This window comes from Helicobacter turcicus (assembly GCF_019711685.1).
Taxonomy (GTDB): domain Bacteria; phylum Campylobacterota; class Campylobacteria; order Campylobacterales; family Helicobacteraceae; genus Helicobacter_D; species Helicobacter_D turcicus.
On the sequence record NZ_JAIGYQ010000001.1, the window covers coordinates 77709 to 91578 of the forward strand.

The 13870-nt window shown below is 35.7% G+C and carries 15 protein-coding genes; 11 read left to right on the forward strand and 4 right to left on the reverse strand.

Annotation, left to right across the window (positions count from 1 at the left end; translation table 11 throughout):
* Nucleotides 1-4 precede the first annotated feature (4 nt).
* The 6 genes from K4G57_RS00315 to K4G57_RS00340 are packed head-to-tail and all read left to right on the forward strand — an operon-like array spanning nt 5 to nt 5656.
* A complete protein-coding gene (locus tag K4G57_RS00315) occupies nt 5-838 on the forward strand; it encodes a TerB family tellurite resistance protein (protein WP_221531197.1) in 834 nt (277 codons plus the stop codon).
* Nucleotides 825-2816, forward strand: coding sequence for an invasion protein CiaB (ciaB, locus tag K4G57_RS00320; protein WP_221531198.1), 1992 nt, complete (start codon nt 825-827; stop codon nt 2814-2816). The genes K4G57_RS00315 and ciaB overlap by 14 nt, the downstream gene beginning before the upstream one ends.
* The gene (locus K4G57_RS00325; protein WP_221531199.1) at nt 2800-3630 is read left to right on the forward strand and encodes a CheR family methyltransferase; all 831 of its coding nucleotides are present in this window, start codon (nt 2800-2802) and stop codon (nt 3628-3630) included. Before ciaB ends, K4G57_RS00325 begins: the two co-directional genes overlap by 17 nt.
* 1 nt (nt 3631) lies before the next feature.
* Nucleotides 3632-4291, forward strand: coding sequence for a CheB methylesterase domain-containing protein (locus K4G57_RS00330; RefSeq protein WP_346727918.1), 660 nt, complete (start codon nt 3632-3634; stop codon nt 4289-4291).
* Complete coding sequence (locus K4G57_RS00335) at nt 4291-4881, forward strand: YigZ family protein (protein WP_221531200.1); 591 nt, start codon at nt 4291-4293, stop codon at nt 4879-4881. Before K4G57_RS00330 ends, K4G57_RS00335 begins: the two co-directional genes overlap by 1 nt.
* A gap of 40 nt (nt 4882-4921) precedes the next feature.
* On the forward strand, nt 4922-5656 hold the full coding sequence (locus tag K4G57_RS00340) for a hypothetical protein (protein WP_221561783.1): 735 nt from the start codon (nt 4922-4924) through the stop codon (nt 5654-5656).
* On the opposite strand, the gene murI is transcribed toward K4G57_RS00340, so the two are convergent.
* The 4 genes from murI to K4G57_RS00360 all read right to left on the reverse strand — a co-directional run bounded on the left by murI (nt 5653) and on the right by K4G57_RS00360 (nt 9531).
* Entirely contained in the window at nt 5653-6426 is a 774-nt protein-coding gene (gene murI / locus K4G57_RS00345) for a glutamate racemase (protein WP_236033121.1), read from the reverse strand. The genes K4G57_RS00340 and murI overlap by 4 nt on opposite strands.
* Nucleotides 6407-7732 carry a transcription termination factor Rho gene (gene rho, locus K4G57_RS00350; protein ID WP_221531202.1) on the reverse strand — a complete coding sequence of 442 codons (1326 nt, stop codon included), beginning with the start codon at nt 7730-7732 and terminating at the stop codon, nt 6407-6409. The genes murI and rho overlap by 20 nt, the downstream gene beginning before the upstream one ends.
* Before the next feature lie 201 nt (nt 7733-7933).
* The gene (locus K4G57_RS00355) at nt 7934-8581 is read right to left on the reverse strand and encodes a LysE family translocator (protein ID WP_221531203.1); all 648 of its coding nucleotides are present in this window, start codon (nt 8579-8581) and stop codon (nt 7934-7936) included.
* 26 nt (nt 8582-8607) lie between these two features.
* Nucleotides 8608-9531, reverse strand: a complete 924-nt coding sequence (locus tag K4G57_RS00360; RefSeq protein WP_221531204.1) for an aspartate carbamoyltransferase catalytic subunit — start codon at nt 9529-9531, stop codon at nt 8608-8610.
* 112 nt (nt 9532-9643) lie between these two features.
* On the opposite strand from K4G57_RS00360, the gene K4G57_RS00365 reads away from it, so the two are divergent.
* Genes K4G57_RS00365 through cmoA form a run of 5 tightly spaced genes read left to right on the forward strand, consistent with a single transcriptional unit; the run spans nt 9644 to nt 13870 of the window.
* Nucleotides 9644-10972 (forward strand): UDP-glucose dehydrogenase family protein, encoded by a 1329-nt coding sequence (locus K4G57_RS00365; RefSeq protein WP_221531205.1) that lies wholly within the window; start codon nt 9644-9646, stop codon nt 10970-10972.
* Nucleotides 10966-11499, forward strand: coding sequence for a hypothetical protein (locus tag K4G57_RS00370; RefSeq protein WP_221531206.1), 534 nt, complete (start codon nt 10966-10968; stop codon nt 11497-11499). The genes K4G57_RS00365 and K4G57_RS00370 overlap by 7 nt, the downstream gene beginning before the upstream one ends.
* A complete protein-coding gene (tlyA, locus tag K4G57_RS00375) occupies nt 11499-12329 on the forward strand; it encodes a 23S rRNA (cytidine-2'-O)-methyltransferase TlyA (RefSeq protein WP_236033122.1) in 831 nt (276 codons plus the stop codon). The genes K4G57_RS00370 and tlyA overlap by 1 nt, the downstream gene beginning before the upstream one ends.
* On the forward strand, nt 12295-13170 hold the full coding sequence (locus K4G57_RS00380) for a bifunctional riboflavin kinase/FAD synthetase (protein ID WP_221531207.1): 876 nt from the start codon (nt 12295-12297) through the stop codon (nt 13168-13170). The genes tlyA and K4G57_RS00380 overlap by 35 nt, the downstream gene beginning before the upstream one ends.
* Complete coding sequence (gene cmoA / locus K4G57_RS00385; RefSeq protein WP_221531208.1) at nt 13160-13870, forward strand: carboxy-S-adenosyl-L-methionine synthase CmoA; 711 nt, start codon at nt 13160-13162, stop codon at nt 13868-13870. Before K4G57_RS00380 ends, cmoA begins: the two co-directional genes overlap by 11 nt.

A 13870-nucleotide genomic window follows, 5' to 3' on the forward strand; every position in this document is an offset into this window, starting at 1 on the left:
AAATATGGAAATTTTGTTACTTGTTACAATTGTTATTATAGCTATCGCATTTATTAATTTTAAAGATTATTTAAACCATCCGCATAAGCGTCCGCAAATTAATACACAAGAGGATGCACAAGAGATTAATCAATACCAAAATCCTTATAAAGATCAACCTCAACCTCAAGAACTAAGCCGTGAAGAGAAGATTAGAAATAGTGAATATGGGTTAATTGTAGGTTTGTTGGCAAAACTTGCACAAAGTGATGGCAAGGTGTGTGAGCTAGAATCTGAACTAATGGAAAACACGATTATTGATATTGCTAATGCTTTGCTATTGCAAAGTGCAATGTATCAAAAAGATGAGATTTTAGGGATTTTGCACCAGATTTTTAATACTACCACCCAAAGTGTAGAGGAGCTAACAACGCACTATGCCGAGCGCACTAAGGGGCAGTATAAGAGTCGCTTAAAGCTTGTGGAGTATATGCTAACCCTTGCATATGCCGATGGTGAGCTAGGAGCAAATGAGCGGGAAATCATCTTAGATGTGGCGGCATATTTAGAGATTGAAAATAGTGATTTTAACGCTCTTTATGATGCTTATGAGAAGTTTTATGCAAATAAGGCGCAAGAGAAAAGCTTACAAGAATCTTATGCAATTTTGGGTGTGCGCGAAGAAGATTCTATGGAGAGTATTAAGAGCGCATATAAGAATCTTGTGCGTGAGTATCATCCTGATATTTTGCATCATAAAGGCTTAGATGAGTCTATTATTGAAAAACACACACAGAAGCTTCAAGAAATCAATGCTGCCTATGAAATGATAAAAGCACATAAAAATGCACAAAAATAATATAACACAAGAGAAAATTTTAAATGATATTGTTGTTCTCTATAAATATTTAGAGTCTCAAAATAAAGCTACAAATGCGCTGTATGAAAATAGGGAATCTAAAACTGTTAGCAAACTTCTAAAACCGATTTTTAAAAATATTTTAGATAATGCAGAAACGCGTTTTGCTTGTGTGGAACGTATAGTTGGATTAAAAGAGGGTGCATTGCTAAATATCTTGCAAAAATTAAATGTTAGTGAGCAAGAGAGTTTGAAGATACGTACAATGCTTTTAGAAATCACTCGTGATTTTTATATGCAAAGACACATTAAGTTGTTGGAATTTATTAAAACTAATATGCTTTTAACACCTTTTTTACGCACACTCTTAGATTCTGTGCATAATATTGGAATTGCTTTTAATGCTTTTTTCTTTGTGTGGCAAAAGGAACTGATTTTAGGGATTAACAAAGATTTAAGTGTACGTTTTAAGGGAGATTATAATGCAATTTTAAAGGTGCTAGAATCTAGCATGGAACGTTGTAGCGAGGATTTTTCAAGCAAGGGTGGTTTTAGCTCTAAGGGTGAGCTAAGTGAGCGCAGTTATTCTGTGCCTGTGTTTAGGAATTGTGTATTTCAAGCTGTTGCATATGCGGAGTTTTTTAAAGAAGAGTTTGAGGCGATTAATAGTGTTTTTACGCAGAGTTTGAACTTATTAGAGGAGATTAGTGAGGTTTGTGAGCCCTTAGAGCAAAAATATGCACATATTGCGTATTTAAAGGCACTTCAAAGTGCGCTAATGCAAAAAAATCCCACTCTTTTATTGGAATCTTGGCGTCTTGTGGATAAGGCTTGGATGCAGATTTCTACACCTTTGCAAATTGGACATCCTTTAGAATACTATGAAGACCATTTTAGGAAGGCAGTTGCGCCAGAATGGGATTTAAGGATTGCTAGAATCTATAATGGTGTGGATTTATTAGAGCCTAGTGCAAATACGGATTTTAAACTCTCAAAAGAGTCAATGTTGGAGTTCTATACGCAGTATAGTGCCACATGTAAGGAGGGAGAATTTAAAAATTCTATTGATAGTTGTGTGCAAGAGGCACTTAAAAAAACACAGAGTTATGGCGGAATGCCTTTATTGTTTTATGGAGCAGAATTAAATGGACTCTTTAGCGCACAGGTTGTGCCAAATGATGAGAAAGTAAGCGCGCAATATGGCAAAAAGATTTTTTATTTTCCAGATCGTGTGCGTGAGTTATCTATGGCAAAACCCTTTATGCTTTTATCGTCTAAGACTTTTCCAAAAGAATTTTTGGATTTTAATAGAGAATTGTTATATTTTAGGAAGCGAGATTGGTATAAAATCTATGAAATTTCCACCATAGGGCATGAGTTTGGGCACATTTTATGGGTGGATTTAGATAGTGAGTTGCAGATGAATGCAAGTGGGCAGTTTAAAAACATTGAAGAGTTTAAAGCGACAATGGGCGGATTAGCGTATTATTTGACAAGAGAGAATAAACCACTCTTGAAAGAATTAGTTTTTAATACAATCTCTCGTGCAGTGGGCTTGATTGCTTGGATGGAGGAGGGTGAAGTGTTGCCTTATTATTGTGAGGGGCTTATCCATTTGCAAGTGCTTTTTGATTCTGGAATTTTGCACTATAAGGGTAGTTTTGATTCTGTTGCTTTGGAGATTACTCTTAATAATGCAACGTTAAAAACCCTAGAGCAAAGGTATTTAGAAATCTATAATAAACTTATTACTATTTATTTAAATAAATCTGATGCAAAGGAGTTTTTAACAGATTACATACAAAAAGATTCCAAAGGTAATTATAAGCCAAGGGATTACAAAATCCGTGCATTTGTAGAGGATTATTATGCGCAGTATCAAGCAATCGGACAGGTGCAAGATCCACTAACATCACAAATTTGGCAGGCAACTTATAAGAAAGATTCGGTGGGAGGGGATTATGCCACCACTTGTTAAACAAGAAGATATTAATCAAGCACGTGAACTGATCTATAAAATTGCGGGATTGTATATGCCACAAAACAAGGATTCTGTGATTGGAAATCGCCTTAATAAACTCTCAAGAGAACTTGATATTCAAAATTATCCAGATTTTTTTACAGCACTTAAACGTGGGCAGTTTAAACAGGATTTCATTAATGCTTTTACAACAAACAAAACAGATTTTTTTAGAGAAGGATTTCATTTTAAAGATATGATTGAGAGGGTTTTGCCTGAACGTTTACAATATAGTGAGCCTCTTAAAGTGCTTTGCGCTGCAAGTTCTACGGGTGAAGAGCCTTATTCTATTGCGGCGACTTTATTGTTTGCTAAAGAAATTTGCCAATCAAATACACAAGTGAGCATTCAAGCAATTGACATTAATACTTCTGTGCTTGAAGTAGCTAGAACTGGAAATTATGTTGTAGATACCCGCTTAAATCCTTTGCCAACTTGGATGGAATTAGAGGATTATTTTGATATTACAAGACTCAATGAGCATGAAGTTAGTGTGTGTGCAAAGCAAAATCTTAAAAAGATTCTAAACTTTAAGCAATATAATCTTTGCTCACCCACTTACCCTTTTGGAACAAGGGACTTTGACATTATTTTTTGTCGTAATGTATTAATTTATTTTAAGGTTGAAGATCAAGAACAGATTTTACAAAAACTATTTTCGTATTTAAAATTTAGAGGAACATTGTATTTAGGACATAGTGAGAGTATTTTAGGGCTTGCTCCAAAAGTGGATAGGCTTGGGCAAAATATTTTCGTAAAGGTGGCTGAGTAGGGTGTTTATAACAAGTGTTAGCGAAAAATATCATCCAGACAAATTATTAAAATCTTCTCCTTACAAGGGCGAGAGCAAGAGGATTATTGCTATTGGTGCAAGCACTGGAGGTGTAGATGCAATTGCTAAGATTTTAAGGCAACTTCCGCGCAATCTGCCTCCAATTATCATCACGCAACATATTCCTGATGGCTTTTCTACTTCTTTTGCAAATCGTTTGAATATTAATTCTGAATTAGATGTTTTTGAGGTGCGACAAAGAATGCCTCTACGAGATTCCTGCGTATATTTAGCCCCAGGTGGTTTGCATATGCTTTTAGATAGGCAGGGTAATAATTATTATGCAAGACCACAAGATGGAATCCGAATTTCGCGCCATTGTCCTAGTGTTGATGTGATGTTTAGAAGTTTAAATAATGTTGCTGGTAAAGCGGCTTTAGCGATTATTATGACAGGAATGGGTGATGATGGTAGTATTGGGATTAAAGAGCTTTATGATAATGGTGCTTATACAATTGCGCAAGATGAAGCAAGTTGTGTTGTTTTTGGAATGCCAAAACAGGCTATTGCAAAGGGTGCAATTTATGATATTGTAGGATTGGATTCTATACATAAAAAAATTATAGCCTATGCAAATGGAGAGCTTAAACGTAATCATTAATGGAAGATTTGTATTATCCTTTAGAGATTGTGGAATCTAGTTTTGAGGTAAAGGGTTCAACTTTTATCTCTTATGCGATTCCAAAAGTGGAAGTAGAGAATTGGAATCTAAAAATGCGTCAAAAACACCCAAAGGCAGTGCATTTTGTCATGGCTTCTCGCTCTTTTAATGACAAGAGACAAATTAAAGAAAGTTTTAGTGATGATGGCGAACCAAAGGGAACTTCTGGAATGCCAACACTTAAAGTTTTGCGAGGGTATGGACTCATAGAGTGTGGATTGCTTACAATCCGCTATTTTGGAGGTACACTTCTAGGCACAGGTGGGCTTGTACGTGCCTACACACAAGCAGCAAAAGATGTAGTGCTAAAAGCGAGAAATTCTAACAAACTTGCCTTGTATATTCCAAAAGAGTGCGCAGAAATTATGGTAAGCTTCACGCTTTTTACGCAGGTGGAGTATTTAGCGAAAAAATTTGGAATCCAAATTATAAAAAGAGAGTTTTTAAGTAATGGAGTATGCTTAAAAGTGGAGGCAAAAGCGGAAGTTTTAGCGCAGTTTTTAAAAAAAGTGGAAACTTTACAATATTGATATTTTCTAAATATTTATAAATTTTTGATAAACTCACAAAATGAGGGTGTTAGTTGTTTTTATTTTTTTATTGTCTTTGTGCTGTGCAGAGGAATCTTTTAAGCCCAAAAGTGATATTGCGCAATATTTGAAACTAGATATTAAAAGAAAGAATCCTTTTGAGGCATTTAAACCTTTGGGTGATCGTTTTGGGATTCCATTACCTTCTTTAAAAAATGATGAAGTCGTGGTGAATGATTTTCAAGTCAAGAAACAGACTCTAGAAGGCGGGGATTTTAATTTTAAAAGGGATAATGTGCTTAATACCTATATTTTAGGCACTGGTTTTAACCAAGCTTCAACACTGCTTAGTGATTATATTAAAGAAACATTAAGAAATAACGGTAAAGATGATGTGGTTAATATTGAAGTTCATCTAAATGGTGTAGCAACACGAGAGGAAAGTGGTGTAGGAGGTAATGTGAATTTGCTGTATAGTGTGCATAAGGATAGAATAAATACTTTGGAGTTGCTAGGGGGTTTTAACCATAATCCCACTACGCAAATGTGGAGTGGTAGCTATGGTGCTAAGCATAAAATTCAGCATACTTCATTAAGAAAGCTGTATTTTGAACAAAGTTTTGTGCAAAAAGATGATTTAATGGATGAGCGCACTTGGAAATATGGCGTAGGGTATTCTCTTTTTGGGAATTTTAAAACTTACATTGAACGTGAAAATAATAAAGAGAGCGAAGATAGCACTAAAGCTGGTGTGCAGTATAAGATTACTTTCTAAATAAGCCAAAGGTTTGCAATTTTTTCTAAATTCTCTACGGAATCACTTGCACAAAAGGATATTTTAGGTTTTGTGTTGAAGTTTTGTAAGGTGTAGAAATTCCGCAGATATTCCATAATTGCCTCTCCTGAGTGGATAAGTAGAGGATTGTTAGGATAGAAGTTTGCAATAGAATCTGCAAGAAGTGGAAAATGTGTGCAACCTAAGATAATGGCATCAGGTGTGCTTGGATATTGCTTGAAATAATGTGCAATAGTGGAATCTAAAATTGCACCACTAAAGATGCCTTCTTCTACAATAGGCACAAAAAGACTTGTGGCAAGCCCAAAAGTGTTTAAATAACCTTTTGCATTGAGAAGTTTGCTATAAAGATTGCTACAAATTGTGGCTTTTGTGCCTAGGATTAGAATCCTTGCATTTTTATCTTGGATTGCATTTTGAAGGGCTAGGATTCCTGGCTCAATCACACCAATAACGGGATAGGGAGCAACTGCTTGCATTGCATTTAATCCATACGCACTTACGGTGTTACAAGCAACAATGAGCAAATCAAGGTTAAAAGGAGCAAAAAAATCTAAAGCTTCCAAAGAGTATTGTTTAATGATTTCTTTGCTTTTTATACCATAAGGAACACGTGCTGTGTCGCCATAATAAATAATTTCTTCAAAATTTTTGGATTCTATTAGATTTTTTAAAACACTAATTCCACCAGCTCCGCTATCAAAAACCCCGATTTTCTTTGGAATCATTTTAATCTTTTGCACTATCATTCATCATATTTAAAAATTCTTCATTGTCTTTACTTTTTTGCATTTGTGAGTAAAGAAAAGTTAGTGCGTCAATTTCATTATTCATTTGATGGATTGCATTGCGCAAAACCCAAACTTTTTGGAGTTTATCCTGTCCTAAGAGTATTTCTTCTTTGCGTGTGCCACTTTTTAGAATATCCATTGCAGGATAGATTCTACGTTCTGCAATATTTCTAGCAAGCACGATTTCACTATTACCTGTGCCTTTAAACTCTTCAAAAATCACTTCATCCATTCTTGAACCTGTTTCAATAAGTGCAGTTGCAATAATAGTTAAGCTCCCGCCTTGCTCAATATTTCTAGCTGCCCCAAAAAAGCGTTTTGGCTTGTGTAGGGCGTTTGCATCTACGCCACCACTTAAGACTTTTCCACTGCTTGGAGTGGTGGTATTATAGGCTCTTGCAAGACGTGTAATGGAATCTAGCAAAATCACAACATCTTTGCCCATTTCTACCATTCTTTTTGCTTTTTCTGCAACAAGTTCAGCCACACGTGTGTGGTTGTTTGCAGGCATATCAAAAGTAGAGCTATACACTTCTCCTTTAACGCTTCGTTCCATATCTGTAACTTCTTCTGGACGCTCATCAACAAGTAAAACAATAAGCTTAATTTCGGGGTGATTTTTAGTGATTCCATAGGCTAACTCTTTCATAAGTTCTGTTTTACCTGTTCTTGGTGGTGCAACAATAAGTGCGCGTTGTCCTTTTCCTATGGGAGCAAATAAGTCTAGCATTCTTCCTGTGATTTTAAAGCTATTGTATTCTAGTTTAATCTGTTCTGTAGGAAAGAGCGGTGTGAGATTATCAAAAAGCGGACGACTTTTCATCTCATCTGGAGATTGATAATTGATTGCTTCTACCTTTAAAAGCGCATAATACCTTTCTTGGTCTTTTGGGCTTCTAACTTGCCCTGTTACAATATCTCCATTTCTTAAAGCAAAGCGACGGATTTGTGTGCTACTTACATAGGCGTCATTTTGTGAGCCGGAGAAATTTTCATCAATGGCTCTTAAGAATCCATATCCCTCACTCGTGATTTCTAAGATTCCTGTAAAGAGGATAAAACCACCTTTGCTAACTTGTGTCTTTAAGATTTCAAAAATCAAATCCTGTCTCAAGAATTCTTGAGGATTTTCAATACCTAGTGAAATGGCAATTTCTGCAAGCTTATTGATGGATTTTGCGCGCAATTCTTCAATGGTATGCCCTTCAACAGGTGTGTGTGTGCGCATTTTATATTCTTTTTTATTTGCGGTTTGTTCGCTCATTTTTTACCTTAAGAGAAATTTAGATATTCCTTGCAAAAGCTTAAACACGATAGAAATTTTGGGGGATTTGAGATGTTATATCCAAAAGCAGTGTTGCACCCTTGTGTGGTTTTGGCAAGTAAATCATTTTGCAATGAAGTTGCGAAATTTTAATCTAAAAGCCTCTTATTGTCAAGATTTTATGTGTAATTTTCTTTAATGTTATAAGCTTAAGAAATTACGATAACTCGCTAAGAATAAGAGAAATGCGAAGCCTAAAAATACGATTCCACAAACTTTATCAATCTTATGAAATAAAGAATCGTTAATGGATTTTCTAAAAAAAGTTGCGAGAAAAATCACTAACACAAAGGCAGTTATTAAGCTAGAGAGCAAAACACAAAGGCTTAAGGCTAGATGAAAATTCATAAAAGGCGTAATGATAAGTCCAAAGAATAAAATAGCTTTGGGATTGGAGAGATTTAATAGGAATCCTTTTAGAATAAGACTATAAAGGGCTTTATTTGAAAAAGAAGGAGTAGAGATTATGGCATTAGAATTTGGAGAATTTAAAACGACGTTAGGCTTTGAGTTAAAGAGTAAATAGGCGATGTAACACAAGTAAATTCCGCCTATTGCGCTTAAAATCCCTTGTATAAGAACACCTTGTATAAGATGTGCAAAACCAAAGTAAATAAGGCTTAAAAATACAATCCAACCGCAAAAGATTCCAAATAAGCTTAAAAAACCAGCTTTCATTCCATAATTTAGCGTATTTCTAAGGGTAAATAAAATATCAGGTCCGGGCGTTAAAGCTCCAAGAAATCCAACAGAAAATAGTGTAAAAAGCTCAAATATTACAAGTGTCATGGTATTGTTGCTTGTTGTAAAGCTTCCTAAAAGTAAGGGAAGTTTTTTGGAATTTTAGTGTGGCTATGGTGGATTAGTGTTTCTAAAACTGCCATTCTAATCGCAACTCCGTGTGTAACTTGTTCTAAAACTTTGCAACGTGGGTCTTTTAACATAGAATCGCTAATATCAATGTTGCGATGCACGGGACCTGGGTGCAATAAAATAATGTTGCGTTCACCAAAAAGCTCCTTTGTAATACAATAATCACTTGCATAATCTTTTAAACTTGAGTAAATGGGGTAATCGTGACGTTCTGTTTGTGTGCGTAGGCTCATTACTGCATCAACAGAGTCAATCACTTCTTTTAAAAATAAGCAGTGGCGAAGCTTGGTTTTTGGGATAAAATGCGGCGGACCTACTAAGATAACCTCCATACCAAAACGTCCTAAGAGTTCTATATTGCTATTTGCGACCCGAGAATTGCGAATATCCCCTACAATGGCGATTTTTTTACCCTCTAAATTTCCTAAATGTTTGCGCAAAGTGAGCAAATCTAAAAGTGCTTGTGTAGGGTGTGCATGTGCGCCATCTCCGCCATTAATAATAGAGCAAGTAACATATTTTGAGAGAATATTTGGCACACCAGAGTTTCTATGTCGCAAGACGATTGCGCTTGGTTGCATTGCATTTAAGTTTGTAGCTGTATCAAAGAGTGTTTCACCCTTTGTCGTGGAGCTTCTTGAGACATCTAAGCGCACAACACTGCCTCCTAGTCTCTTAGTAGCAATTTCAAAACTTGAGAGCGTACGTGTGGAATTTTCAAAGAATATAGTAATAATAATATGCCCAGCAAGTGTATTTTTGCTAGTTAATGTGTTTTTAGAATCCAAATAACTTTGGGCTAAGTCTAATACTGCTACCACTTCCTCTTTGCTAAAATCCTTAGTTTCTAGTAAATGTCGCGCCATTTTGAGCCTTGAATTACAAAATGGTAGCATTATAGATTTATTTTGCTTTAAGTTTGCTTTGTTTTTTGTTCTAAAGAATATGTTAGAATTGCAAAAAATTTTTAGGTGTGTGATGAATATAGCAATTGTTGGCACGGGTTATGTTGGATTAGTAAGTGGTGCTTGTTTTGCAGATATGGGAAATAATGTGATTTGCGTAGATGTCGTGGAATCTAAAATTCAAAAGCTAAATAAGGGTGAGATTCCAATCTTTGAGCCCGGTTTAGAAGAGCTTGTGCAAAGAAATCTGCAAAATAAAAATCTACATTTTACAACTTCGCTTAAAAAAGCTTTAATAAAGGCTGAAGTCGTTTTTATTGCCGTTGGAACACCTATGGGAGAGGATGGAAGTGCGGATTTGCAGTATGTGCTAAATGTCGCTAGAGAAATTGGGCAACAAATGGAGCGCAAACTTCTAATTGTTAATAAATCCACAGTTCCTGTTGGCACAGCACAAAAGGTTGAAGATGTTGTGAGAGTAGAGTTGCAAAAACGTAATGTTAAGATTCCTTTTGCTGTGGCAAGCAATCCTGAATTTTTAAAAGAAGGCGATGCGATTAATGATTTTCTAAGACCAGATAGAGTTGTGATTGGTATAGAAAAAGAGTGGGTAAAAGAGATTTTAAAGGAAGTGTATGCGCCATTTTTGCGTAGCCATGATCGTTTGATTACTATGGATATTAAAAGCGCAGAAATGACAAAATATGCTGCAAATGCAATGCTTGCAACAAAGATTAGTTTCATTAATGAAATTGCAAGAATTTGCGAAGTTGTGGGAGCAGATGTCAATCAAGTTAGAATCGGAATTGGGAGTGATAAACGTATTGGTTATAGTTTTATTTATCCAGGTTGTGGGTATGGGGGGAGTTGTTTTCCAAAAGATGTGAAAGCACTAGAGAAAATCGCACAAGATAATGGTGTGGAAGCTAAAATGCTACAAGCCACTGAACAGGTAAATCAAGCACAAAAAAGGATTCTAGGAGAGAAAATTCTCAAGCATTTTGGAGAAAATCTAAAGGGTAAACGTATTGGAATTTGGGGGCTTAGCTTTAAGCCCGGAACCGATGATATGCGTGAGGCAACTTCAATTGTGTTAATTAAAACGTTAATAGATAGAGGTGCAGAGGTTTGCGTCTATGACCCAAAGGCAATGGAGGAAGCACGAGGATTTTATCTCAAAGGAATTTCTAATATTATCTATGCTAACAATAAATACGATGCGCTAAGCGGTTGCGCAGCAATGGTGTTAGTAACTGAATGGAAAGAGTTTAGGAGTCCAGATTTTTTAGAAATTAAGGAACGTTTAGAGTTGCCAGTCATCTTTGATGGGCGCAATCAATACAATGCAAAACGTCTTAAAGAGCTTGGTTTTACTTATTATCAGATTGGAGTTAAATGTTAAAGGAAATAGTTTTTAGTGTGGTTTTGGTGTTTTTTTTAGGTTGTGGAAATGTGAAATCTGTTATCACGCCACAAAAACTTGAAGAGGCTTACATTCAAGCCACAAGAAAGGCGGAGCTAATCACAGAAAATAGGGTGCAAGTGGTGCTAATTGCCACACATTTAAATACCTTTGATGAGGAGAAATATCCAGAGAATGCAGGTGAAGTGTTTTTTGTAGATGTTTATCAGAGTTTTCAAAATGGAGTGGAGAATCCTAAGGGATTTTTTGAAAATGGATTCTATCTTATGCTTAGTAATGGTGAAACACCTGTGAAAATTACAGCACTTAAAAAAGAGCAGTTGAGAGGTTTAATGCAAGATAATGCCACGTCTTGGGGAGAATATTATCTTGTAGAGTTTTTGCCACAAGATAAGCGCACTCGCAATAGTTTGCAGCTGCTTTTGCAACATAAAGACTTTGGGGAAAATTCTCTTAATTTTGGTTTTAAACCCTTAAATAAGGAAGCATTAAAGGACAAGCGTTAATGCAAGGGCATAAACAAGAGGCAATTGAGCAAAAAATGTGGAATCTACAAATGCAAGAGTTAGGGATTGTAGAATCCGAATTTGCAGAGCTTGCAAATTTACGTCTAGATATTGCTTGTGTAAAGCTTGGAATCGCACCAACGCGCAATAAAGCACACACTTTAATCCGCAGAGGCAAAGTTTGTGTCAATGGAATTCCTTGTATGAAGAGCGCGTATAAACTTAGCACACAAGATAGAGTTAGAAGTTTGGAATCTAAAATATTTGTAAGTCGCGCAGGAGAGAAGTTGTGCTATTTTTTAAAGGAGTATCCCATTTTGGATTTCAAGGGAAAAAATGCGCTAGATATTGGGGCTAGCACTGGGGGATTTTGTGAAGTGTTGTTGCAAAAGGGTGTGGAATCTGTCGTGTGCGTAGATGTAGGGAATAATCAGTTGCATGACACATTAAGAGAAAATCCACATGTTATAAGCTATGAAAACACTGATATTAGAGATTTTGCAAAGGAATACACAAAAAATTGCATGAGAGGTTTTGAAATCGTGGTTTGTGATGTGTCATTCATTGGATTAAAAGATATTTTGGATTCCATTATTGCACTCTCTAGCGATAAAGTTATTTTGCTCTTTAAGCCACAATTTGAAGTGGGCAGGGAGGTGAAACGTAATAAAAAAGGTGTGGTGCAAGATAAATTAGCAATCCAAAAAGCACTAGGAAATATGCTAAAACTTTTAGAACATAGTGGTTTTGGAATCTTAAAATGCGCAGAATCAGAAATTGCAGGAAAGGAAGGGAATGTTGAGTTTTTTATCGCTTGCCAAAAACTCTAGGCTTGCAAATAGCATTACAAGCATTGCTGTAGGTAAGTTTGATGGATTACATTTAGGACATCAAGAGCTTTTAAAGAAGCTTGATGCACATGGCGCGATTTTGTGTATTGAGCAAGACAATGGAGTGTTGCTGCCTAAGAAATACCGCTCTTTTTATGTTAAGTATCCGATGTTTTATTTGCAATTAGAGATTGTGCGCGATAAAAACGATAAGGAGTTTGTAGGTTTTTTACAAAGTGTATTGCCAAACTTAAAATATATTGTTGTAGGCTATGATTTTAGGTTTGGCAAGAATCGTTTTTATTATCCTTTTGATTTATCAAGGTATTTTAAAGGAGAAGTTATTGTTGTAAATGAAGTCTTTTACAAGAAGCTCTCTGTGCATAGTGGGCTTATTAAAGAATTGTTGCTTAATGGCAATGTAAAGCAAGCAAGCAAACTTTTAGGGCGACTTTATGGGGTTAGAGGTGGAATTATTAAAGGGCAGGGGCTTGGTAAAAGAAAGCTATATGCGACAATTAATATCCAAAATGATGGCTTTTTGCTACCACAAGAGGGTGTGTATGCTGGGTTTATTCAGCTTGGTGCTCAAAGTGCAGAATCTAAAAAGTATCCAGCAGTGATTTTTGTAGGCAACCGCTTAAGCACGGATAAATCTTTTTCTATTGAAGGGCATTTGCTTGGTGTGGAAGTGGAGGTTAAAGAGAGAGAGGCGGAATTTTATTTTGCTAGAAAAATCCGCAACAATCGCAAGTTTGAGAATTTAGAATCCCTAAAAGAGCAAATTTGCTACGACATTAACGAAGCTTATAGAATCTTAAAGGTAAAACATGATGGATAAAGTTTTTACACAAACCCCACAAAAACAATTTGAGTTTGACGCAAATGTAGCGGGTGTTTTTGATGATATGTTAAGCCGTTCAATCCCTTATTATAAGGAAGTTTTGGGGTTAAGTGCGGATTTTGCCTTAGAATATTCTAAAAAAGATTCCGTGATTTTAGATCTTGGAACTTCCACAGGGGCGATGCTTTTAGAAATTGCTTCAAAAGCAAAAATCCCATTGGAGCTTTATGGAATTGATAATTCAAGAAGTATGCTAGAGTGTGCGCAAAGAAAGCTAAATGCCTATGGAATGCAGGCAAATTTAATTTGTGGAGATATTTTACAAGAAGAGTTTCCAAAATGCGATGTCATTATTGCAAACTATACATTGCAGTTTATCCGTCCTTTAGAGAGAGAAAAATTAGTGCAAAAGATTTTTAAGGCACTTAATGCTAATGGGATATTCATTCTTTCTGAAAAGGTGATTTGTGAGGATAAGACACTAGATTTTAAAATGATTCAATATTATTTAGAAAGCAAGAAAAAGCGCGGTTATAGTGAGTTTGAGATTAGCAAAAAACGTGAAGCTTTAGAAAATGTGCTAATCCCATATAGTGAAAAAGAAAATAAAACAATGCTTAAAAATGCAGGATTTAGCCATATTCAAACACTTTTTTGTTGGGTAAATTTTGCAACATTTATTGCGATAAAGGAATGA

What these genes read in the sequence shown, in the direction of transcription:
- K4G57_RS00315 (WP_221531197.1), top strand. Translation starts at nt 5, where the DNA reads ATGGAAATTTTGTTACTTGTTACAATTGTTATTATAGCTATCGCATTT.
- ciaB (WP_221531198.1), top strand. Translation starts at nt 825, where the DNA reads ATGCACAAAAATAATATAACACAAGAGAAAATTTTAAATGATATTGTT.
- K4G57_RS00325 (WP_221531199.1), top strand. Translation starts at nt 2,800, where the DNA reads ATGCCACCACTTGTTAAACAAGAAGATATTAATCAAGCACGTGAACTG.
- K4G57_RS00335 (WP_221531200.1), top strand. Translation starts at nt 4,291, where the DNA reads ATGGAAGATTTGTATTATCCTTTAGAGATTGTGGAATCTAGTTTTGAG.
- K4G57_RS00340 (WP_221561783.1), top strand. Translation starts at nt 4,922, where the DNA reads ATGAGGGTGTTAGTTGTTTTTATTTTTTTATTGTCTTTGTGCTGTGCA.
- murI (WP_236033121.1), bottom strand. Translation starts at nt 6,426, where the DNA reads ATGATAGTGCAAAAGATTAAAATGATTCCAAAGAAAATCGGGGTTTTT.
- rho (WP_221531202.1), bottom strand. Translation starts at nt 7,732, where the DNA reads ATGAGCGAACAAACCGCAAATAAAAAAGAATATAAAATGCGCACACAC.
- K4G57_RS00355 (WP_221531203.1), bottom strand. Translation starts at nt 8,581, where the DNA reads ATGACACTTGTAATATTTGAGCTTTTTACACTATTTTCTGTTGGATTT.
- K4G57_RS00360 (WP_221531204.1), bottom strand. Translation starts at nt 9,531, where the DNA reads ATGGCGCGACATTTACTAGAAACTAAGGATTTTAGCAAAGAGGAAGTG.
- K4G57_RS00365 (WP_221531205.1), top strand. Translation starts at nt 9,644, where the DNA reads ATGAATATAGCAATTGTTGGCACGGGTTATGTTGGATTAGTAAGTGGT.
- K4G57_RS00370 (WP_221531206.1), top strand. Translation starts at nt 10,966, where the DNA reads ATGTTAAAGGAAATAGTTTTTAGTGTGGTTTTGGTGTTTTTTTTAGGT.
- tlyA (WP_236033122.1), top strand. Translation starts at nt 11,499, where the DNA reads ATGCAAGGGCATAAACAAGAGGCAATTGAGCAAAAAATGTGGAATCTA.
- K4G57_RS00380 (WP_221531207.1), top strand. Translation starts at nt 12,295, where the DNA reads ATGTTGAGTTTTTTATCGCTTGCCAAAAACTCTAGGCTTGCAAATAGC.
- cmoA (WP_221531208.1), top strand. Translation starts at nt 13,160, where the DNA reads ATGATGGATAAAGTTTTTACACAAACCCCACAAAAACAATTTGAGTTT.